Here is a 22412-nt window from a genome sequence, read left to right as displayed (position 1 = left end):
GCCCACGAACAGGCGGAGCGTCTGGCAACGAGATTACTTCAGGAAGCCCTTTTCCTTCAGGTAGCCTTCGGCAACCGATTTCGCCGGTTCGCCATCGACCTGGATCTTGCCGTTCAGCTTGCGCAGTTCGTCGGCGTTCAGGCTCTTGAAGATTGGGGCGAGCACTTCCTCGATCTTCGGGTTTGCCTTCAGCACTTCCTCGCGGATGATCGCGGTGGGCGCATAGACCTGCTGGACGTTCTTGTCGTCTTCCAGAACCGTCAGTTCCGCAGCCTGAATCGCGCCGTCGGTGCCATAGACCATGGCGGTGTTGGCGCCGTTCGTCTGGTCGGCTGCCGCCTTGATGGTCGCGGCCGTGTCACCGCCCGAAAGGACGATTTCCTGGTCCGGCTTCAGCGTGAAGCCGTAGGTCGTCTGGAATGCCGGAAGCGCGCCGGCCGAGTTGACGAACTCGGCGGAAGCCACAAGCTTGGCAGCGCCACCGCCGGCGACCCACTTGCCGAAGTCCGACATGGTCTTCAGGTTGTTCGGGCCGGCGACGTCGTTGCGTACAGCGAGCGCCCAGGTGTTGTTGGCCGGGGAGGGCGTCAGCCAGACGATCTTGTTGGCGTCATAGTCGAGCTTCTTGGCGAGATCGTAGCCCTGCTGGAGGTTCTTCCAGGCTGCATCGTCGGCCTTGTTGAAGAAGAAGCCGGCATTGCCGGTATATTCCGGATAGATGTCGATTTCGCCTGCGGTGATTGCCTTGCGAAGAACCGGCGTGGTCCCGAGCGCAACGCGGTCCTGCGTCTTGATGCCGTTTGCATTGAGCGCGAGCACGATCACGTTGCCGAGCAGCGTGCCTTCAGTATCGATTTTGGATGAAACGACGACGTCTGCAGCATGGGCCGCACCTGCCGCAAATGCGGAAAGCGAGACGGCAAGAGCGAATTTCTTCAACATGGATTGTCCCCTTGATTTACACCGTTTGACCTCGTGGCAGGCCCTGGCGGGAGCCTTTCACGTATAAAATCACCGGCGAAAGCAGCCTGGCTGCGATCATGCCGGAAATACGTGCGTCATGGAAATAGCGTTCGCGTTCGAAAAATCGATGCAAGCCTCTCCAGTTTTGCGTTCGCGGCGCGATTATGGCGGTGAATGCAAATGCTTGCGCGAAAATGCATTTCCTTTTCCGTCGCTGCAGCGATTTGTTTTTGTTCCCTTGCGTGTTTCCGCAGATGTCCGGTGCTCTTCAGTGCTTCTACTGTCCAACCCGGTTTTGTTCTTGAAGGGAACGATAACGGTCTGATTTCGCGACAGGGATATCTTTTTTCGCGAACACACCATATCGTTCGATTTTTCATATTGTTACGGAGAAAACGATTGCAGCTCGGCACGTTGTTTGTCGCCAGTCACGTGCTCGCATCCGGCTCGGTCAGAGAGACGGCGCGCAGCCTTTCGCTTGCAGCATCGACGGTCTCGACGGCGGTCCGCAATCTCGAGACCGAGCTTGCGCTCAAGCTGACGGAGCGCAGCTCCGGTGAGCTAACCACGCTTCTCGCCAGCAACGACGTGCGCGAAAAGCTCGCCCCGATCGTACAGTCAGCCGAAGAACTGGCAAATTGGATCGAGACCGGCGAACCGGCGCGTCTGCCGATCAAGATCGCCACGATGGAGCGATTTCTGGAGGTCGCCGACCAAGGCAGCATCAACCGGGCGGCGCGACGGCTGAAACTTGGTCAGCCGCAGCTTTCGCTTCAGATCGCGACTTTGGAAAAAGCGCTGCGTCATCGCCTCTTCGAGCGCCAAGCCAACGGCTCGGCGCTGACCGAGCAGGGCGGCCGGGTCTATGCCATTTTCCAGGCCATCACGCAGGAGTGGAATGATCTGAAAGCGTCCGCCGACGAACGCTATCAGCGCACGGCGCGGGCGCTCCGCATCGGTTCGATCATTCCGACAGGATCGGAAAGCTGGGTCGCGCGGTGCCTCGGGGCCCTTGTCGCCGAATGGAACGCCCGCCGCAGCAAGAATGCGCTGTCTCTGGTTCTGATGACGGCGGATGACTTGCGGGAGGCTTTGAAGTCCGGCCGGATCGACGTTGCCATTCTCGACTCCGTTTTCGGTCTGGAGCACTTCCAGCATCGCGAGTTGCTGAAGACCGACATGGTCCTCATCGCACCGCCCCAGAGCCGCGAACGGACGGTGGCCGAGCTCGTCGAAGGTCACGCGATCTGCACGCCGAGTTCGCGAACAGGTCTCGGACACGCCGCAATGGCGCTCAGCCATGAGCGCACCGCCAATCGCAGGCACCGCAGCCAGGACATCACCGCGGCCGACTCCCTGCCCGTGATCGTCGACCTTGTCGCCAACCATGGCTACATCTCGTTTCTAGGCCGCGTCAGCGCCATGCCCATTGCCGACAAGGTTCGCATCGTCGAACTCGAGGAGACGATCCCGATGTCCTATCACGTCGCCTTCAACCATCGGAAAGCTTCGGCTGACGCAAGCGCCATGATAACAGCGGCCATTGCCAAAATAATCGCCGAACCCGTCGCACAAGAGCGCACCTTCGCTTAAAGAGACAGCGGCGGACAAGGAGATTCGAGCGTGAACGTTTTGCTGGAAGTGTGCGTGGACAGCCCGCAAGGTCTTGCGGCGGCAATTGCAGGCGGCGCCAACCGCATCGAACTCTGCTCGGCCCTGGAACTGGGCGGATTGACGCCCGTCGCGGGCCTGATGAAGGCCGCAGCTGCGGCGCCTATTCCGGTCTATGCAATGATCCGCCCGCATGCCGGCCCCTTCGTGTTCGATGCGGCCGACGAAGAAGCGATGATGGCCGACATTGATGCCGTGCGCGCCTTCGGCCTTGCCGGCGTCGTCATCGGTGCCAATCGCAAGGATGGCACGCTGGATGTGCCGCTGATCAGCCGGCTGAAAGCCCGCGCCGAGGGGCTTGGATCAACACTCCATCGCGCCTTCGATCTCGTCCCGGATGCCGATGCGGCATTGGAGCAGGCGATCGAGCTTGGCTGCGAGCGCATCCTGACATCCGGCTGTGTGCCGAAGGCGATCGATGGCCTGGAGACGCTGAGCCGTCTCTCCCGCAAGGCCGCCGGCCGTATCGCCATCATGCCGGGTAGTGGCGTACGGCCCGGCAACGTTGCTGAGTTCCTGCGGGCCACCGGAACAAGCGAGGTTCACGCCTCCTGCAGTTCGCCGGTCGAGAGTCTCGATCCGCGCGCCGTCGCCTTCGGCTTTGAGGCTGCAGCGACAAACCGGACGGATGCCAGCGTCGTCCGCCAGATGCGGGCAGCGATCGACGCAGCCTGATCGTTCGCCAGCGTAGGCAATTGGGATGGCTTAGGCGCCGATCTTGATCACGGCCTTAATCAGCCCGCCTTTTTCGTGTGCCCAGCGTGCCAGGTCTCGTGGTGCATTCGCTAATGTCGTTCGATGCGTGATCAGTTTGTCGACCGGGACAAGGCCCTTGGCAATCGAGTCCGCCACATGCTCGAAATCCACTCGGGTCGCGTTGCGGCTGCCGATCACCATCATTTCCCGCTTGTGAAACTCAGGATCGGAGAAGCGGATGTCGTCCTTGACGACGCTGACCAGCACCAGCGCGCCGCCATGGGCGACAAAGCTGAAGGCTTTCTCCATGGATGGGCCATAGCCGGTCGCATCGAAGACGACGTCGAAACCATCGCCGTCGGTCTTCGCCTTGACCGCTTCGGCGACGCCTTCCCCGGCGAGGATGCCTGAGGAGAAGCCGAACCGATCCGCGGCCATCTGCAACCGCTCTCGGCTGGTATCGAGCAACGTCACGTCATGTCCCGCAATCCGCGAGAAGATCGCCGCACCCAGCCCAATCGGACCGGCGCCGATGACAAGGGAGCGCGATCCGGCTGGTGCCATCGAACGGCGAACCGCATGGGCGCCGATCGCCAGAAATTCGGTGGTTGCTGCTGCTTCAAGGCCGACGTCATTGGCAGCATAAAGATTGCTGGCTGGAACGGTGATTTCCTCGCAGAAGGCTCCGTCGGTATGGACGCCAAGGACCTTGATGCTGGTGCAACAATTCGGTTTGACCTGACGGCAGGCAACGCAGATGCCACAAGAAAGATAGGGATTGACGATGACGGGTGAACCGACCGCCATGGGAACCCCGTCGCCGGCTTCCAGAACCGTCGCCGAAATCTCGTGCCCCATCACCCGGGGATACTCCAGGAACGGATGCTTGCCCTCGAAGATATGGTAGTCCGTACCGCAGATGCCGACGTGGCTGACCGCAAGCCTTACCCAACCGGCTTCAGGCGCGGTGGGGGAAGGGCGTTCCACGAGTTCGAGGACACCGGGTTCCTTGCAGAGCACTGCTTTCATGATGATCTCGCATTCCTGGAATGGAAGAAGCCGGCCTTTGGGCCGGCTCCGTATGTCGCTACCGGCTTACGGGTTGCGGCGGCGGCGCAGCTGATCGAAGTAGACGATCACGATAATCAGCAAGCCGGTGATGATGCGCTGCCAGAACGAGTTGACGTTGAGCAAGTTCGCACCGTTGTTGATGGTTGCCAGAATGAATGCACCGATCAGCGGTCCATGAACCGAACCGACAGCGCCGAACAGGCTGGTGCCGCCGATGACAGACGAGGCGATTGCCTGCAGTTCCCATCCGTCCGCCTGCGTGGCGTTGCCGATCGCGATACGCGAGGCAAGGAGAACGCCGACGAAGGCCGCAAACGTCGCTGAGAGAATGTAGGCAAGATAGATGATGCCGTTCACCCGCACGCCCGACAGGCGGGCCGCTTCGCGGTTCGAACCGACGGCGAAGAGATAACGCCCCCAGCGGCTCAAGTGCAGGAAGACATAGGACGGGACAGCAACGAGAATGACCATCCAGAACAGGCTCGGCACACCGAGAAAGTCGGCGCGGGCGAAGTTCGTGAAGGGCTCGTTGACGATGTTGATCGTTGAACCATTGGTGATCAGAAGCCCGATGCCACGCAGCGAGGTCAGCGTTGCCAGCGTGATGATGAACGGCGGCAACCCCATCTTGACGATGCCGAAGCCGTGGAACACGCCGATACCGACGCCGATCAGTAGCGTGATGAGAATGGAGGCCCAAACCGGCACGCCCGCCTGCAGCAGCCAGGCGAGGATGACGGTGCAGAAACCGACGATCGCGCCGACCGAGAGGTCGATGCCGGCGGTAATGATCACGAAGGTCTGCCCGAGCGCCAGAATGGCGGTCATGGCGCCCTGGCGCAGCAGGTTCGAGATGTTCAGCGGCGTCCAGAAGCTGGCGGTCACGAAGCCGAGAAGGATCCAGAGGAACGCCAGGAGACCGATAAGGGTCAGGCCGAAGAGGATATTCACTTTCCGGCGCGCCGGCGGCGCTGCGATCTCAGTGGGGGTTACGGTCATTGATGGTCTCTCCCTCTTATTCTTTTAGACGCCGATCGCTTCGCCGAGCACTTCTTCATGTGTTGCCGCGTGGAAGTCGTGGCTGGCAACAAGCTGGCCGCGACGGAAGACGTGCAGCCTGTCCGCGAGTTCATAAACTTCCGGCAGATAGGACGAGATCAGGATGATCCCGGCGCCCTGCTTCAGAAGCTTGGCAAACAGCCGGTAGATTTCCGCCTTCGTGCCGACATCGACGCCCACCGTCGGCTCATCGAAGATGAAGAGCCGGGCGCCATGGCTCAGCCACTTGCCGATGACGACCTTCTGCTGATTGCCGCCTGACATGGCCGAGACAAGAACGCGTCGGCTCGGCGTCTTGATGGCGAGATCGCGAATCTGCTGATCGGCGTTCTGTGATTCCTCGCTGTGGCTGATGACGGGGCCTTTGCTCAGCCGTTTGAAGACGGGGAGGTTGATGTTCAGCCCGATCGGCAAGTTGAGGCAAAGTCCCTGGTCGCGGCGGCTCTCAGGTGCCAGCGCGATGCCAAGTTCCATCGCAGTGCGCTCATCCTTGATATCGACCTTCTTGCCCATCCAATGGATCTCGCCGGTCGTTTTCTCTCTGCCGTAGAGGCCAAGCGCGAACTCGCTGCGCCCTGCGCCGATCAAGCCGTAGAGGCCCACAATCTGCCCGGCCTTGACCGAGAGCGACACATTCTCGAAACCGGGGCCGGACAGTCCACGCACGTCGACGATCGTTTCTCCGATCGGGATCTCTTCCTTGTGGTAGATCTGCTCGATCGAACGGTTGATCATCAGTGCGATCAGCTCGGCTTCGTTCGTCTCGCCGATCGTGCGCGTGCCGACATGGGTGCCATCGCGCAGCACCGAGACGCGGTCGGCGAGCTCGAACACTTCTTCCATGCGGTGGCTGATGTAGACGATGGTGACGCCCTCACCCTGCAGACGGCGGATCAGCTTGAAAAGCTGGGCCGATTCCTGGCGGGTCAGGTAAGCGGTCGGTTCGTCGAAGATCAGGAACTGCGTGCCGCGCATTGCCGCGCGTGCCGTCGCGACGAGTTGCTGCTGGCCGATCGTCAGATCGCTCAGCAGGACATGGGCTGGGAGCCCGAAGCCGAGATCGTCGAGGACGGCCTGTGCCATCCTCTCCATCTCTTTCTTGCGCATCAGGCCGTACTGGTTGACCTCGTCGCCGAGAAAGAGGTTGGCCGCGACCGTCAGATGCGGGCAGAGAACGACTTCCTGATGCACGGCATTGATGCCGCGTGCGATCGCCTCGTTCGGCGTCGCCAGGGCGACCGGATGGCCGCACCAGAGAATTTCGCCAGCCGTTCTGGTGATTACGCCGGTCAGAAGCTTGATGAGCGTCGATTTACCAGCGCCGTTCTCGCCGACGATCGCATGAATTTCGCCGGCCAGGAACGTCACCGTCGCTGGTTTCAGCGCCTGGACGTAGCCGTAATTTTTTTGGAGTCCCTTGAGTTCGAGGATCGGGGCGCCCGCAGGAATGCGGTTTGCCTCCGTCAGCTTGGCGCTGTCATCGTGGCGATGACTGACCTCTTCCAGGCTCATGGGCGTTTCCTCCTCGCGAATTGCCGTCTCTCCACCGGCCGCCCGCACTCCTCAGGCGGACGATAACACAGGTGAAGGAAAGGCCGCGCGGGATTTCCTCTCGCGCGGCCACCGTCATGTGATTTACTTGATCTTGGGGTTCAGCAGAGCGTCGATTTTCGGGTCGCTCATGTTGGCCTTGGTGACCAGGTTTGCACCGGTGTCGACGTTTTCTTCGACTTTTTCCCCCTTGGATACGGCGAGCGCGGTTTTCACGCCGTCATAGCCCATGCGATAAGGATCCTGCACGACGAGACCTGCAAGCGAGCCGTCCTTGAGGAAGCCGACCGTCTTGTCGTCGCTGTCGAAGGCGATGACCTTGATCTTGTCGCCGAGCTTGTTTTCCGCGATCGCCTGGCCAACACCCTGTCCGAGGATGAGGTTCGAGGCGAAGACGCCGACAAGGTTCGGATTGGCAGTGATCAGGTCGGTCATCATGTTGAGACCGGTCGTTGCCTGGCCGTCGCCGTACTTGTCGGCGATGACCTTCAGGCCAGGATGCTTCGTCTTGACCTGGTCGAGGAAACCTTCACGGCGCTGCTCGAGAGAGCCGACGCCCGGCAGGTTGGTGAGGATGACGACCTCGCCTTCTTCCTTGCCCGTCATTTCCTTGATGGCAGCGGCAAGGCCGTCAGCCGCGATACGTCCGCCCTGGACGTTGTCGGTTGTCAGGAACGATTTAAAGGCCTTGGAATCAGCGCCGGAGTCGATGCCGACGATCGGAACGGACTTGGCAGCTTCGTCGATCGGCTTGCCGAGTGCCTTGAACTCGGTCGGCGAGATGACGATTGCAGCCGGCTTGCCGGCAACAGCGTTCTCAAGAATGCTGATCTGGCCGTTGATGTCGGATTCGGCCTGTGCGCCGAGTTCCGGAACGTTGACGCCGAGATCCTGACCTGCCTTGCGGGCGCCGGCCAGAACGATCTGCCAGTAGAAGGACGTCGTGTCCTTGACGATGATCGGGATCGTCACGTCAGCCGCAAACGACGACACCGGCATTGCGGTGGCGATAACGGCGGCGCCCGCGAGAGCCGTAAAGGCTCGGCGGGAGAGAATCGATTTCATGCGCATGTGGTTCTCCTCCAAGATGCGTTCTCCTCCTAGAAACCGTACCGCTGAACGCAGGCGGGCGATTTTTATCGATAAAAAACAATTACCATCAGAAGCTAGCCGAGCGAAAGTCAAATTGCAAGTAGCGCGGCGGACTTGATTATCGTTTCTTTCTTCATCCCAAGTAATTGTTTTTTCAGTTGTTCAATCGCTGGCTAAAGTTCTGTCGGCCGCGATAGACTTCATGCGGATGGACCACGCCTTTCTTCAAAATCAAGTTGCCATACAACCGGAATTCAGTCGTCGCCACGATGTAGGCAGCGGTCCGCGCACGCTCATAGAAGGCGAAGCGTTCCAGCGAGGCAATCTTGAAATCGCCGGCCCGTCTTGTCACGATCTCCTGAAACTCGGCGCAAACTTCGGGCACGGCGGTCGGATCGCCCACCACCTCCATGCGCCATGCGGACTCGGGCACGAAAGTGTCGAGCGGAAAATGCGTGAGGATGGCCTCGGCCATATCGGTCGCGGTGACGCCGTCTGCACGAATGACCTCCGGGCCCATGGTGCTTGAAGGGAAATTCGCATCGGCGATGACGATATCGTCCCCATGTCCCATGCGGGCAATCGCACGGAGCAGGTCGGGATTGAGAATGGGGTGAATACCTCTAAGCATGGTAAGTCCTCAAACACGCACGGCGTCTTCGCCGAGCGGCGGAGCGACGAGCGTCAGTGGGTCGAATTCAGGGAAGATCGAGTCCGGCAAGGCGGGTTCGAAAAGTGCCATGTTGCGCGTCAGGCTCGAAGCCTTTGCAGTGCCGATCAGCACGGACGATGCGATTGGATCCCGGAGCGCAAACTGCAACGCCGGAGCAGCCAGCGGCACGCCATATTTGGCGGCGATCTTCTCCATATCGCCGACCTTGGCGAGAATGTCGTCTGTCGCCGGCATATAGTCGAAATGCGACCCGGGCACCGGGCCCGTCGCCAGGATGCCGGAGTTAAAGACGCCCCCGACCACGAGCGAGGTACCCTTCTTCCGGCAAAGCGGCAGCAGCTCGGCAACCGCAGACCGGTCGAGCAGCGTATAGCGCCCTGCGATAAGGATGCAGTCGATGTCGGCGTTGTGCATGACGTCGAGGCACACCGGGACCTCGTTGACGCCGAGCCCGAAGGCCTTGATCGCGCCGGAAGATTTCAGTTCCTCAAGCGCCTTGATGCCGGTGTCCAGGAACTGCTTCTGAAGAACGGCGTTTTTCGCCGCACCATGTGTGTATCCGCCAAGATCGTGGACATAGAGGATGTCGATCCGGTTCAGTCCGAGACGCGCGTAGCTGAACTCCACCGACCGCATGATGCCGTCGTAGGAATAGTCGTAATCGGCATCGAAGGAGAGCGGGTTGACATAGCTGTAGTCGGGGACCGTCCCCGTCGGCACTGGGCGTAGCAGCCGGCCGACTTTGGTCGACAGCACCCATTCGTTCTCCGGCTTGTCGCGCAGGAAGTCGCCGAAGCGACGCTCGGCGAGGCCGAGGCCATACCATGGTGCGACATCGAAGTAGCGAATTCCGCTGGCCCACGCAGCCTCGAGCGTCTCCATGGCCTGTTCGCGCGGGCAGGCCCGATAGAGGCCACCGAGAGCGGCGCCACCGAAGCTTACTTCGGTGACCTCAAGCTCTGTCCTGCCGATCCTCCTCGTCTTCATCATTCCTCCTCTGAAGACTTGATATGCGCTGCCTTAGAGCGTGGCTCCCAGGTGCCACGGCACGAATTCGTTGTCGCCGTAGCCGAATTCTTCGCTCTTCGTCTTTTTGCCCGATGCCGTGTCGATGATCAGGTCGAAGATCTCACGGCCCTTGGCGCTGATCGTTGCGTCACCTGTCGCGATCGTGCCGCAGTCGATATCCATGTCCTCCTCCATCGAGGCATAGAGAGCCGAATTGCTGGAAAGCTTGATCGACGGCGCCGGGCGACAGCCAAAGCAGCTGCCGCGACCGGTGGTGAAGGCGATCATGTTCGCGCCGCCGGCAACCTGGCCGGTTGCGGAGACCGGATCGTAGCCGGGCGTGTCCATGAAAACGAGACCCGGGGCAGTGACGCGCTCGGCGTAGCCGTAAACGGCGGTCAGCGGCGAGCGGCCGCCCTTGGCGACGGCACCCAGTGACTTTTCGAGGATCGTCGTCAAGCCGCCACGCTTGTTGCCAGGCGAGGGGTTGTTGTCGAGTGACGCGCCATGCAACTCGACATACTTTTCCCACCAGGCAATCTTGTCGTCGAGCTTCCTAGCAACCTCGTCGCTGACGGCTCGGCTGCGCAGAAGATGCTCTGCACCGTAGATTTCGGAGGTTTCGGAAAGGATCGCCGTGCCGCCGGCAGCCGCCAGCAGATCGGCGGCCACTCCGAGTGCCGGGTTGGCGGTGATGCCGGAAAAGCCGTCAGAGCCGCCGCATTGCAGGCCGATGATGATATCACTGATTGGCAGCGCAACCCGCTTTTCCTTGCCGACATCCTGGGCAATTTCGCGCAGCATGCCCATGGCGCGCTCGACGGCGCGGCGCGAGCCGCCGGCGTCCTGGATGTTGAAATGACGCTTGGCATTGCCGGCGCCGCTCTGGCCGTAGAGTGTGAGCTGGTTGACTTCGCAGCCAAGGCCGATCATCAGCACGCCGCCGAAATTAACGTGTCGGGTGTAGCCGGCAAGCGTCCGGTGCAGCACGGCCATGCCGTCGCCGGTGGAACTCATGCCGCAGCCCTGGTCGTGCACGATCGGCACGAAGCCGTCGATGCCGTCGAAATGCGGAAGGATCGTCCGGTTGGCCTCGTCGGCAATCGCGCGACAGACCGTGGTGGAACAGTTCACGCTGGCAATGATGCCAATATAGTTGCGCGTCGCCGAGCGACCATCGGCTCGGCGATAACCCATGAAGGTGCGCGCCCTGTCGGCCATGCTTGCTTCCTCGGGCGCCGAGTTGGCGGTCGCCGCAAGGCGGTCGTTCTCGAAGTGCAGATTGTGGCTGTGAATATGATCGCCGGCCTTGACGTCTGCCGTCGTGCGTCCGATTGCCTGACCGTATTTGACGACCGGCTGGCCGAGCGGAATATCGGTCAATGCGATCTTGTGGCCGGGATCGATCTTTTGCTGCGTCTGGATGCCGGCGACCGTCACGCCGGAGGGAATCGCCGCAGTCGCGACCGCAACATTGTCGCCGGCGGACAGGATGATCCAAGGGTCTTTGGTCAACGTTTTTCTCCCTAGGGAAACACTCGCTGCGTCGGCGAATGCTCATTGATTTTGTTTTTTATCTACAATAAACATTTTCAATGTCAACGGGATTATCGATCCTGTGGACGAGGGAGGCAAACAGCCGCATGCAATCCAAAATAAGATAAGGATTGCCGAGAGATAAGCTTCTGCCACGCTGCGCACCGCAACCTTGCGGCCGCCCGATCCGTGTTGCCGAGGCAAGAGGGCGGGGTGCATGGCAAGGCAGAATACAGTCTTCAAGGAAGCCTACAACCGCTATGTCGCCGCTTTGCGTACCGACGCGGCGCTGCCGTCCGAGCCTGAGATCGCGGCCCAGCTCGGGATCAGCCGCAGCACGGCGCGCGCCATCCTGACACGGCTCAGCGATGCAGGAATCATCCGCTGGAACAAGCGCCAGAAGATCGTTCTGCGCCAACCGACGGAAGACGATTTCTTTCCATCGGAAGAGACGAATTCACTGCACGACATTATCGAGCGCAGTTTTATGCAGCGGATTTTGTCGGATGACGCCGCCCCCGGCATGCAGATTAATGAGCTGGAGCTGGCGCGTGAGATCGGCACCGGCACCACGAGCGTTCGTGAGTTCCTCATCCGTTTCTCGCGCTTCGGCCTGATCGAGAAACGGCCGAACAGCCACTGGATCCTCAAGGGGTTCACCCGCGACTTCGCGCTTGAGCTCGCCGAGGTGCGCGAGATGTTCGAGCTGCATTCGGCCGCCGAATTCGGCCGGCTTCCACCAGAGAGCGAGGCATGGCGCGCATTGTCTGACATTAAGGCCGAGCATCAGGCCATGCTGCGCGACCTCGACAGGCGCTACAAGGATTTTTCGGCGCTCGACGAACGTTTCCACCTGCTGATCCACGGAGCATCGAAAAACCGCTTCATCGCTGACTTCTACGACGCGATCGCGATCATCTTTCACTATCACTACCAATGGAACAAGGCGTTCGCGCGCGAGCGCAACGAACGCGCCATTCATGAGCATCTCGACTACATTGCTGCGCTGGAGTCAGGCGATCAGGCGGCGATCAATTCCGCCTGTCGCCTGCATTTGAGGTCGGCGCGTCAGACGCTGCTCCAATCCATTCCATTAACCGCCACCGACGACGGTGCTATCGAGAAGTAGTCTAAGAGAAAACCCGGCCGAAGCCGGGTTTACGTTGCTACACGTCCGCCGCCTGCTGGGGTGAAAGGATATCATCCGCGATCGTGATTATCTGCAACGACGCACCGTTTTGGTGATCTCATCCCCATCGTCGGTCATTGTTCTGATGGTCTTGGTGTAGCAGCCATCACGATAATAGCGATCACGATCACGGACGGCGCCAACTCTGATGCCGTGTTCGTTAATGGTAATTGCAGGGCGCGCCTGATCGTAGTCGTCGTAACTTCGTTCGCGAGTCACGATCACACCGTCAGCCATAGCAGGAGCGACGAACGAACAGAACGCCATCGCCGCAACGGTACAGTTCATAAGGGTCTTTCGCATGTCAATTCTCCTTCATTCATGGAAGACCAACGAAGGAGGAAAGAACTGGTTCCTTGAAAAATGACTCGCCGAGCCGCCGCATTGGCGTTGTTCGGGAGCATAATGAGGCTGGCGGCGAGGATCTAATGCGACGCTTCGCTGGCGGCTGACGCCACCGGCGTCCGGCTGTGTTCGCGTCCCACGGGAATGAGCCAGGCCGACAGGAACGTGAGGACGGCGACCACGGCCACCCCCCAGAATGTCCAGTGAAGGGAGGCATCGAAGACCGTGCGGATGGCAGGGTCTGCGGCCAACTCGGACAATCCTGTCGGCTGGTTCAACACGTCATGAAGCGACGCTGCTGCATCGCCGACCGCATAGTGGCTGATGCCGGCGTTGAGAATGGCGCCAAGCACTGTCGCACCGAGCGTATTGCCGAGGCTGCGAGCGAAGATGATCGATGCGGTGGCGCTGCCACGCATCGACCATTCGACGCTGTCCTGAACGAGCGCGATGCTGGTGAGGCTGATCAACCCCATCCCGAAGCCCATGAAGAAGGAGCCTGCACCGGCAAGCGCGGGGTGGCTGTCGGGCGTCAGAAACAGCAGGAAACTTGCGCCAAAGGGAAACATCAGGCTGCCGACCCGTAGCGTGCGTCGGATGCCGAACGCCTTGAAGAAGCGGCTGGAGAGCATGACGGCCAGAGGCCAGCCGACGACCAGCATGGTCAAAGTGAAGCCGGCGACGATCGACGATCGCCCAAGGACACCTTGGACATACATGGGCAACACGGTCGAAAGACCGATCAGCGCCATCCCGGCAAGCAATGTTGCGGCGTTGCTGGTCGCGACCAGCCTGCGGCTCCAGAGAGCAATCGAAATGATCGGTTCTGCCGCCCGCTTCTCCTGTCGCAGGAAAAGCACAGCAGCAACGACGAAGACCACCGCAAGCGACACCAGGACCCACGCATTGGCATCCGCCGCTTCCGTGAGGAGGACGAGCAAGGCAATGACGGCGACCGAAAACAGAATGGCGCCGAGATAGTCGATCTTTGCCTGCTTGTGTGCGACCGATTCCTTGAGGAAGGCGGCAAAAGCCGCGATCGACACGATGCCGATCGGCAGGTTGATCCAGAAGATCCAGGCCCAGGAAACGGTATCGACGATAACGCCGCCGGCAAGCGGCCCGACGACAGCCGATGTGGCCCAAACCGTCGCCATGATGCCTTGCACCCGGCCTCGCTCCTCGAGAGTGAAGAGGTCGCCGATGATCGTCATCGTCACCGGCTGGATGGCTCCGGCGCCAAGCCCTTGCAGCAGGCGAAAGGTGATCAGCGACGCCATGGACCATGCGAAACCGCAAAGCAGAGAGCCGACGAGAAAGATCAGAATGCCCGAAATCAGCACCGGCTTGCGTCCGAAGATGTCCGAAAGCTTGCCGTAGATGACAGTCGTCGTCGACTGCGCCAGAAGAAAAGCCGAGAACACCCAGCTGTAGTAGGTAAAGCCGCCAAGCTGCCCGACGATCTTCGGCATCGCCGTCGCGACGATCGTGGCCTCGATGGCGACCATGAAGGTTGCGAGCATGATGATGGCGACAATGAGCGCACGGTTCGAGCGCTGGGCTGTATTGGACACGACATCTTCTCCGGGTACTCCGCGAAGTGCCTAAGATGATCGGCAAGTCGGCTGGGGGAAAAGCGCCGGCGCGAAGTGTTGCCCCGTTCTATGCCGCCGAGCCAAAGGCGTCAATTATTATCCGTTTGGTTACGAGGCCGGTTTGGCGGCGACCAATGGCAGAGCTGGTTTGGTATCCGATGCAGGACCAACATTCGAGACCGAGTAGAGAATGGTCTTTTCATCCTGCCAGACGGCTATGAAACGTCGGTCCGTCGGTCGGAGATTGGCGGGCACATCGGTTAGCCACAGGTACGACGTAGGTAGTCGGGAGTGACCGCAATCGAGGCACCGAGGGTCGGCAGCCTCCATCGGTCGCACTCATGCTCGAACACGCCTGAAGAAGGCAAAGTCTTTCCGCCAATCGGATTCCCTGATGGACGGATTGCGAGCAACTGGCTTTCGACCGCGGCGACCGCGAACGAACGCACTTTGAGCCAGTCTTTCAATTCGACGCGAACACTGCGATCATTGTACTGACAAATAGCTGCTTTCTTCGATCGGGGGGACAAGGATTGCGGTCCAAAGGGTTGCTGAGTTGGATGAGGCGCCGACCGCTGTCGATCCAGTTCCTGTTTGCCAGCGGTATCCTGATCTTCTTCGCGACATTGATCTCGGGCTACGTCATATCCGGAATCGTCGAGCAAAATGCGATCCGCAGCAAAGCCGGTGCGGCCGCAACGTTCGTCCAGAGCATGATGGAGCCGCTTGTTCAGAAGCTGGCTTCGGCGGACGCCCTGCCACAGGGGGATATCGAGAGGCTCCACGGGCTTTTCACCGATCCAATGCTGAGGGGGCGTTTCCCGCATGTGGAGATCTGGACGACCGATGGTACAATTGCCTATTCGCTTGCCGCAGACCTGATCGGTCACCGCTTCGAGCTCCCCGCCGGGGCCGAGAATGCACTTTCGGGCGAGGTTTCACTTTCCTTCGCCGATCTTGATGCAGGCGAACATGTCGCCCGCAATTTCCAGACACGCTATTTAGAGATCTATAGCCCGCTGCGTGACAACTCGACCGGTCGGATCATAGCCATTGCGGAGATACAGGAGGATCCCGCGACCTTTGATCACGATGTGGAGCGCGTGCGGATGGTCAGTTGGGCAGCGGTGGCGCTTGCCTCCTGCGCGATCCTGCTCTGTCTTTACGCGATCGTTCGCCGGGGAAGCAACACCATAGAAGAGCAGCGGCGGACCCTGCGTCAGCGCGCGGAAGACGCGGAGTCCGCATCGCGCAAGCTGGCCGAACTGCAGGGTGTTGCTCGCCAGGCCTCGATGCAACTCGCCGAGCGTAACGAGAATCTGATGCGTGGCGTTGGCGCAGACCTCCACGATGGCCCGGCCCAGCTTCTCAGCTTCGCGCGCCTGCAGGTTGAACAGGTCCGCCAAGCCAGGTCCGATCCGGGGCGCGAAGCGCCGCTCGCCGTACTCGAGGAGTCGCTCGATAGCGCCTTGACCGAGATCAGGGCGATTGCCCGCTCGCTGATCCTGCCAGAAATCGAGCACTTTCCGCCTAGCCGCATCATCGAACGTGCGATCAAGATGCACGAGGGCCGCTCAGGGACAGAGGTCGCTTCCACCTTCGTCGGCTCGGAACGAGAAATTCCGGCGGCGTTGAAGATCTGCCTCTTTCGCTTTGTGCAGGAGGGTTTGAATAACTCTTACAGACACGCTGGCGGAAATGGCCAGGAGGTGTGGTGCGAGATGGGAACAGCGCATATGAAAGTGGTCGTTTCGGACAAGGGGCCGCCGCGGGGTTTCGTCAAGCCACCTGCCCGCGACGGCGGAGGAATGGGCATTCATGGCCTGCGGCAGCGCATCGAGAGCCTGGGCGGCAGCCTGCAGATCGCCGGCGGGGACGCCGGGACAAAACTGACTATGTGTTTCGAGCTTGGGGAGGCAGTCTGAATGGTAGAGCCGGCTTCTGTCATCGTCGTTGACGACCACGCCTTGTTTCGGATGGGCGTATTGCAGACGATTGCCCTCAATGAAAACTTGCGGGTCGTTGCGGAGGGCGCATCCAAGCAGGATTCTCTGGACCTCGTGGCGCGCCATCACCCGACGATCGCGCTTCTGGATATTTCCATGCCGGGTGGCGGGGTTGCCGCGGCGCGCGAGATCCACGAGCGATGGCCTGATGTGAAGGTGGTGATGCTGACGGTTTCCGAGGATGACCAAGACGTCCTGGAGGCCCTGGAGGCTGGCGCGTCCGGATACATTCTGAAAGGCATCGCCGCAAACGAGTTGCTCGACGCGTTGACGACTGTCCAGCGCGGCAGCACCTATTTAGCGCCGACACTGGGTTCCAAACTGGTCGCCGCAATGAGAGGACACACACAGCCGCGAACCGACGGCAATCCGCTGACCGCGTTGTCCGCAAAGGAGCGCCACGTGTTGGAATGCGTGGGTCGCGGAATGGGGAACCAGGCCATTGCCGAAGCGACGGGAACGACTTTGCGCACCGTGAAGTTTCATGTCTCCAGGCTTCTCAAAAAGGTTCAAGCGAAGAACCGCGTTGAATTGGCCCTCATCGCGCAGAAAGCGGCGGATATGTCTGGCAAAGAGTAGCAGGCGCCTGAGCTTCGAATGCGTTGTCGGTTCCGATGCGAGTGTCAGAGAAGCGTCAGGGCGTTTCCCAATGAGCACACAAGCGACATGGTTAGGAGCATGGCGGCGGCGTGCCTCCATGTTACGGAAAGTCCAACCAAACATTTGAAGGCTGGAAATCTGGCCGGTTGATGCGCCGGAGTCATGGCAAGTAATTGATATTATTGGAGAAAAATGGTGTCGCTTACGCGACTAGAACACGCGACCCCATCATTACGAATGTCGGGAACTACCATTTCCACCACATACCCGATACAGCATGGCAACAGGCCACCGAGGACACGTTCCGAAGGATCAACCGACCGGGTTTGGGCAAGCGCACTTTACGCGAACGAATTGTAATTAACCGCTTCCTCTCAATCACTCGGTCAGCCTCGACACGCCAGGACAACTTGGTGGTGGAAAGCGCGCTCTACGCCTTCGAGAACGGCTTCAACCGAAGCCTGCTCTTGTGATCGCTCGGCCCGGGCGCACCGCTGGGAGCCGCCCCCCGGAAGTAGGACTTCTGCCATTTGTCCTGGGATGCCTTCGAATCCGGTTCGGTTAGGGCCGCATTGAAGGTGTTGCGGCTCTTCGTCCACTGGTCATATTCCCTCGCCAGATCCGGATTTTCCGAGAGATTGCGGATGTCCGGGGCGATGTCCTCGAGACTTCCTCGCGCGAGCGGAAAGAGGTGGCAGTAGGGTTCGTCCGCTTCAAAATACACCTTCTGGAACGGTCGGGTGAACTTCCAGTTCATCGTGAAGGTGTATGGAGACCAGTCAGTCTCGATGACGCCTGATAGCGGAGCAATGGCATCCTTGGGCCGGTTGATCGGGCCAGAGACGAAAAGGTCGACCCCGGACTCCGTCCGGAAGAGACAGGGCACGTGGAACGTCAGGACCCCGTCACCGAAGTGGCTGACGGCGGGAGCCGTCGTTCCCGAACGGGATTTGATGCGAATGGCATCCTTTCCCTTGCGTCCGTCCCAGACCGCTGAAAACGGTGTCGTGCAAAGGAGTTCCCAGCCGTGGGCGTTGGCGATGTTGAGGGGCAGGCACCGATAGGCGAAACGCTCATCGGTGCCGTCCATCCAGTCGCGTTCGACAGGTGCCGGGCGAATGCGGACATCGTGGCCGTCGATGACGTAGGCGGTCAGTGATTTCATTGGATGACGTCGCCGCTTGAGTGTACGCGGCGATCTTTGCCACGGTGTTCCTCGTCCAGCAACTCTCCTACCACTTGAACCGCAATCCGACTTGCCCCCCGAACATGTTGCTCTCTGCCCCGTCGACATCGAAGGAATAGCTGAGGTCGCCGAAGGCCGACACGTTCTCGCTGATCTCGTAGGCGCCGCCGAGGTTGACCTCGAGCCACGTGCCTTCCGTCTGGGTGACCAGCGGGAACGTATTGAACGTCACCGTCTGGTCCGCGGAGAATCCATGCCAGAGGTTAAGTCCGAGATGGCCATACGCGGGTCCCGAGCTGTACTGCACGCGAGCGCCGATCCGTCCGGTGAAGGAATCGAAGGCCTCGTTTGATACCTTCGAGAACCGGTCGCTGGTGTCGTCGAAGTCGATGCGTTGCCAGATGATCTGCGCCTGCGGTTCGATCGTCCAGCCTTCGGCGATCACGAACGGCAGACCTGTTTCCGCCGACATCGCAAAGCTGGTCCCATCGACGTCGGACTCGATGCCGCGGTTCGACCGGCTTGTTCCGTTGAGCCAGCCGTATTTGGCGATCACGTCGACGTACCAGCCTTCCGGCGAGAGGTGTGTCCAATAGGCTGCCACGCTGTCTTCGGAGAGGTCCAGCGTCCCCGCGGATAGATTGATCTGACCGAAGATGTTGCCGCTGATGTCTCCGTCCGTGTTTGCATGGGTGTAGAAAAGGCCGAAGCGTTCCGTGTGACCATTGTCGTGTTCGATCTCGTAGAGATCGCTTCCGACTTGGATGCCCCAGTAGTTGCCGTCGAACTGTGGCCCGACATCGTAGCCCGCAATGCTGAGGGTGGCATTGGTGCCAAGATCGCTGTTGGCTCCGAAGACGCGCCCCCAGACGCCGGGCGGTGGTCCGTCGCCGTCGCCCTCCGACGCATCTCCCTGTGCACCTGGCCCCGAATAGACCAATGCACCGACACCCGTCAGGAACGATTGGTCGCCGCGACGCTGGTGGAACGTCCCCATCGTCATGAGGCCCATGCGCTGCGCGACCAGCGGCGCGATCACCTGGCCTGGTACCTCCGGCCGAATGTTTGGAATCGGCGGTGGGGGAGGCGATGGCGGAGGCGGTGGTGGTGGCGGCAGTGGCGGAGGTGGTGGAGGTGGTGGAGGAGGTGGAGGAGGTGGAGGAGGTGGAGGTGGAGGTGGTGGTGGAGGAGGAGGAGGTGGTGGTGGTGGAGAGATCGTATTCCGCAGGAACCAGTCGTTGTCGGTGTCAGTCGCCTGGCTGACGCCACCGCGATAGAGGAAGTATTCGAACGGACCGGCGGCGACCGGGCCTCCGAGTGCAAAGGCGCTTGTCGTTGTCGTACCGCCGTTGATGGCGTCGACGACCTGGATGCCGTTCGCGTTCGTCAGCGCGCCTTGGCCATCGACGTTGGTGACGAGGATGCTGGTCGAGCCACTCGCCTGCCCGGTGTCGATGATCAGTTTGTCGGAAGGGGAGTTGTCCGTGTCGAGATACGTGTGAAGGAAGAGCTGGCCGCTCTGGCCGATATAGTTGCCCTTGATCCTCAATGTGTCATGCAGTGATGTGCCGGCACCCGGTGCATCGTTGGTGAGGTCAATGATACCCGCGTTGTTCACGGTCACCAATTGCGAATTGTTGGCCGGTACGATGGCGTAGCCAAAGGAATTTCCCGCCTCGATCTTGCTGGTGGCGTCGATCGAGATCGTGCCAGTGCCAGTCGTCGAATCGCCGAGTGTCAGGACGCTCGTGGTATAGATGAACACAAACTCAGACTGATTGGTGAGATTGATGGTTTCCCAATTGATCAAGCTCGATGGGGCGTCGCCTCCCTGGCCGCCGTCGTCATTGGAAGTGTGATCCCAGATCAGGGTGTCAGTCCCCTGGCCGCCGTCGATGAGCTTCCCCGCCGTCAGGTTTGCCTGCGTCAGATTGGTGAATCGTGCGATGTCGTTTCCGCTTCCCATCTGGACGGTAGCGGCGATGTTACCAACGAGCCAAGTGAAATTGTCGTCGCCCGCGCCCATGTCCACCTGTGTCTGGACGGTCCCCCCGAGCAGCTCTAAGGTATCGTTGCCGTCACCGAGGCTAATGGAGCCCTGGAAAGAGCCACGGTTGATCACCGTGTCGACGGAACTCCCTGTACTCGTCACTCCATTTGAGACCGAGCCTTCGGCGAAGTTGAAAATGAAGTTGGTTCCAACACCACCGAGGTTGATATTCCCATCGATATGCCCGCGGTTGTTGAGCGTGAAACTGTCGTTGTCCGTGGCCACCACGCTGTTGGTGAATCTTCCGCCGTTGTTGTTAACGACGCTGGTTCCGGGCCCCGTGACCTCTACGTTACTGGTTAGGCTCGCCGTATTGTCTGCATTGATGGTTACAGACCGACCGGTCGTAGTTGGGCCAGGAGTTGAACCTGAGCAGTCGATAACACCGGGTGTATTCTCGACGCAGGCCGCTTCCGCTCGTGTGCCACTCAGGCCGAGAAGGGCGATTGAAGCAACGGATGACTGGAGAAGGAGAAGGCGTACGGATGCGCGACGCGACGCGCTAGTCCTAGACGGTGGATAATTTGGGATCCGTGAAGGAAGTTGCATATCAGCTAGACGCTCGCCGATCGGATGAACGCAAAACTGTGTGTACCCCGGATCAATCATCGATTACCCCAGTAGCCAGCCCAGAGGCAAGTGTCGGTTGAGTTTTTCAAGCTGTCAATTGATTAGGTCAGACTGAAGCATTGCAATTCGGAGCCCATGTGGTTCTCTGGCAACAGAGGGATTGTCTTGAAAAATATGACAATTTCACAAATAGGCAATCGCCACCGAAGGATCCGACGGTTGATGCGCTCGGGTCGCCCACTGTAAGAAGCACCACCTAAGAGCGATTTTATTTGCAGAACCTGCGGGAAGCCAGCCCAACTTCCCGCACCCTTGGGAGGGACCTGTGACGCTCAGATGAGCAGAAGCTTTTTGAGGACCGAGAAGACCTCCTTGTAGGGCAGCTTGGTCGCGCCCGCGATTGCAAACGGCAGGAGCGCTGCAGCGGCGACCGGCAGCAACGTGCTGCGGTTGACGAGCATCGACGACAGCTTGCGCGTTTGCTCGTACTGTTTCGTAAGATCGACAGGCTCGATTGCCTGTTCCGCTTCGTCGGCATCTGGTGCAACAACGTTCGCGCCGATCGACTTGCGCTCCGCAGCCCTCTGCTGGGTCGTCGCTCGCGCCGATAGGGTCAAGAGCGTCTTGTCCTTCAGTTGCGTGAGCGGTTTCGAGAAGGCGGAGAGCGGATAGGCGAAAAAGGCGAGGACGACCAAAAGCCAGGCGGCCATGATGGTCGTGAGCGTCGTGGCTGACAGATCGGCCTGCATCTGGTGCTTAGCGACCGCAGCCGCCATGCCGCAGCTGATACCGAAGACGAAGAGAACATAGGCGTTCGGATATTCCCCGAGGAAAGCAAGTCCGCCTTTGCCGTCCGGATGGGTCGACACCAGCCTCAGGTCGAGGCGCGCGATGCTTCGTAGCAGTTCAGCCCAGACAAGGTGTCGCCAGATGCCGCGGACCAAGAGGAAGATGAAGAGCGGTATGCTGACGACCACGCACCACCAGCCCGCCATTGTCAGGTGATGAGCATCACCTGTCACCGTCGTTGCCCAACTTGTCGATGGGAGCTGCTTGAACGTGGCAAAGGCAAGAACTGCGGAGACGGCTGCGAGAGCGAGGCACACGAGTTCCGCAAGCGCCGAATCGCGTCGACCGAGCGCCCTGTTCAATGCAACCAGTGCAGCGCCCTGGGAGGTCGGTGTGATCAGGGGCGCGCGGAGGAATTGTCCAAGCTTGCGCCGCAATCCCGCTTCGACAGCCTGCTCGGCGGCCAAAAACGCGGCAATGCCAACAAAGAAACGCGCCCAGGGACCGGGGTCGGTAAGATAGGCCTTCAGCGTCGGCGTCTCCGAAGCCAGGGTGGGTAGGGTCAGAAGGAGCGGAACGGCCCAGGCGATGGCGACGAACACAAGGATTCGACGACCGGTATGGAGGTTTCTCTCATGAACGAGTTTGAGCCGCCGCTGAAGTTCGAAGAACGGGCCGCCATGTGACGCGAGGAATTGCAGTCGATCCTGCGGTTGATCGAGCTTGCCGGCAGTTGGCGGTGCAGCCTTCATCTCCGCCATC

General features: G+C 60.2%; 18 protein-coding genes. 5 read left to right on the top strand and 13 right to left on the bottom strand.

The annotated features are described in order from the left end of the window. Window positions 1–33: 33 nt before the first annotated feature. Window positions 34–942 carry an ABC transporter substrate-binding protein gene (locus FHT77_RS05145; protein WP_183753091.1) on the bottom strand — a complete coding sequence of 303 codons (909 nt, stop codon included), beginning with the start codon at window positions 940–942 and terminating at the stop codon, window positions 34–36. A 420-nt stretch (window positions 943–1362) separates the two neighbouring features. Here FHT77_RS05145 and FHT77_RS05140 point away from each other — a divergent pair, with 420 nt between their 5' ends. After that, window positions 1363–2556 (top strand): LysR family transcriptional regulator, encoded by a 1194-nt coding sequence (locus FHT77_RS05140; RefSeq protein WP_183753089.1) that lies wholly within the window; start codon window positions 1363–1365, stop codon window positions 2554–2556. 30 nt (window positions 2557–2586) lie between these two features. After that, on the top strand, window positions 2587–3309 hold the full coding sequence (locus tag FHT77_RS05135; protein ID WP_183753087.1) for a copper homeostasis protein CutC: 723 nt from the start codon (window positions 2587–2589) through the stop codon (window positions 3307–3309). 30 nt (window positions 3310–3339) lie between these two features. On the opposite strand, the gene FHT77_RS05130 is transcribed toward FHT77_RS05135, so the two are convergent. The 7 genes from FHT77_RS05130 to FHT77_RS05100 form a co-directional block, all read right to left on the bottom strand. After that, window positions 3340–4359, bottom strand: coding sequence for a zinc-binding alcohol dehydrogenase family protein (locus FHT77_RS05130; protein ID WP_183753085.1), 1020 nt, complete (start codon window positions 4357–4359; stop codon window positions 3340–3342). A gap of 66 nt (window positions 4360–4425) precedes the next feature. Next, window positions 4426–5400: an ABC transporter permease gene (locus FHT77_RS05125; protein ID WP_183753083.1), complete on the bottom strand. Its 975-nt coding sequence runs from the start codon at window positions 5398–5400 to the stop codon at window positions 4426–4428. Window positions 5401–5424: 24 nt separating this feature from the next. Continuing rightward, complete coding sequence (locus FHT77_RS05120) at window positions 5425–6972, bottom strand: sugar ABC transporter ATP-binding protein (protein ID WP_183753081.1); 1548 nt, start codon at window positions 6970–6972, stop codon at window positions 5425–5427. Window positions 6973–7095: 123 nt separating this feature from the next. After that, the gene (locus FHT77_RS05115; protein WP_183753079.1) at window positions 7096–8082 is read right to left on the bottom strand and encodes an ABC transporter substrate-binding protein; all 987 of its coding nucleotides are present in this window, start codon (window positions 8080–8082) and stop codon (window positions 7096–7098) included. A 175-nt stretch (window positions 8083–8257) separates the two neighbouring features. Beyond that, the gene (locus FHT77_RS05110; protein WP_183753077.1) at window positions 8258–8734 is read right to left on the bottom strand and encodes an RbsD/FucU family protein; all 477 of its coding nucleotides are present in this window, start codon (window positions 8732–8734) and stop codon (window positions 8258–8260) included. 9 nt (window positions 8735–8743) lie between these two features. Next, complete coding sequence (locus tag FHT77_RS05105) at window positions 8744–9763, bottom strand: aldo/keto reductase (protein WP_183753075.1); 1020 nt, start codon at window positions 9761–9763, stop codon at window positions 8744–8746. A 33-nt stretch (window positions 9764–9796) separates the two neighbouring features. Next, window positions 9797–11299, bottom strand: coding sequence for a UxaA family hydrolase (locus FHT77_RS05100; protein WP_183753073.1), 1503 nt, complete (start codon window positions 11297–11299; stop codon window positions 9797–9799). Window positions 11300–11537: 238 nt separating this feature from the next. On the opposite strand from FHT77_RS05100, the gene FHT77_RS05095 reads away from it, so the two are divergent. Then, window positions 11538–12449, top strand: coding sequence for a GntR family transcriptional regulator (locus FHT77_RS05095; protein WP_183753071.1), 912 nt, complete (start codon window positions 11538–11540; stop codon window positions 12447–12449). An 87-nt stretch (window positions 12450–12536) separates the two neighbouring features. On the opposite strand, the gene FHT77_RS05090 is transcribed toward FHT77_RS05095, so the two are convergent. Next, window positions 12537–12812 carry a hypothetical protein gene (locus FHT77_RS05090; protein ID WP_183753070.1) on the bottom strand — a complete coding sequence of 92 codons (276 nt, stop codon included), beginning with the start codon at window positions 12810–12812 and terminating at the stop codon, window positions 12537–12539. Between the two features lie 122 nt (window positions 12813–12934). Further along, window positions 12935–14428 carry an MDR family MFS transporter gene (locus tag FHT77_RS05085; protein WP_183753068.1) on the bottom strand — a complete coding sequence of 498 codons (1494 nt, stop codon included), beginning with the start codon at window positions 14426–14428 and terminating at the stop codon, window positions 12935–12937. A gap of 581 nt (window positions 14429–15009) precedes the next feature. Between FHT77_RS05085 and FHT77_RS05080 the strand changes: the two genes are divergently transcribed. Next, window positions 15010–16374: a sensor histidine kinase gene (locus FHT77_RS05080; RefSeq protein ID WP_183753066.1), complete on the top strand. Its 1365-nt coding sequence runs from the start codon at window positions 15010–15012 to the stop codon at window positions 16372–16374. Then, window positions 16375–17034, top strand: coding sequence for a response regulator transcription factor (locus FHT77_RS05075; protein WP_183753064.1), 660 nt, complete (start codon window positions 16375–16377; stop codon window positions 17032–17034). Window positions 17035–17485: 451 nt separating this feature from the next. Here the strand turns inward: FHT77_RS05075 and FHT77_RS05070 are convergent, their stop codons facing one another. The 3 genes from FHT77_RS05070 to FHT77_RS32185 all read right to left on the bottom strand — a co-directional run bounded on the left by FHT77_RS05070 (window position 17486) and on the right by FHT77_RS32185 (window position 22411). Further along, window positions 17486–18220 (bottom strand): DUF6065 family protein, encoded by a 735-nt coding sequence (locus tag FHT77_RS05070; protein ID WP_183753062.1) that lies wholly within the window; start codon window positions 18218–18220, stop codon window positions 17486–17488. Window positions 18221–18287: 67 nt separating this feature from the next. Continuing rightward, entirely contained in the window at window positions 18288–20519 is a 2232-nt protein-coding gene (locus FHT77_RS05065) for an autotransporter outer membrane beta-barrel domain-containing protein (RefSeq protein ID WP_183753060.1), read from the bottom strand. A gap of 674 nt (window positions 20520–21193) precedes the next feature. Next, a complete protein-coding gene (locus FHT77_RS32185; RefSeq protein ID WP_409527433.1) occupies window positions 21194–22411 on the bottom strand; it encodes a hypothetical protein in 1218 nt (405 codons plus the stop codon). Window position 22412: the final 1 nt, after the last annotated feature.

The organism is Rhizobium sp. BK181, from assembly GCF_014193305.1.
In the GTDB taxonomy this organism is placed as follows: domain Bacteria; phylum Pseudomonadota; class Alphaproteobacteria; order Rhizobiales; family Rhizobiaceae; genus Rhizobium.
Note: the sequence above shows the minus strand (reverse complement) of the source record. Positions and strands in the feature narration are given on the sequence as shown.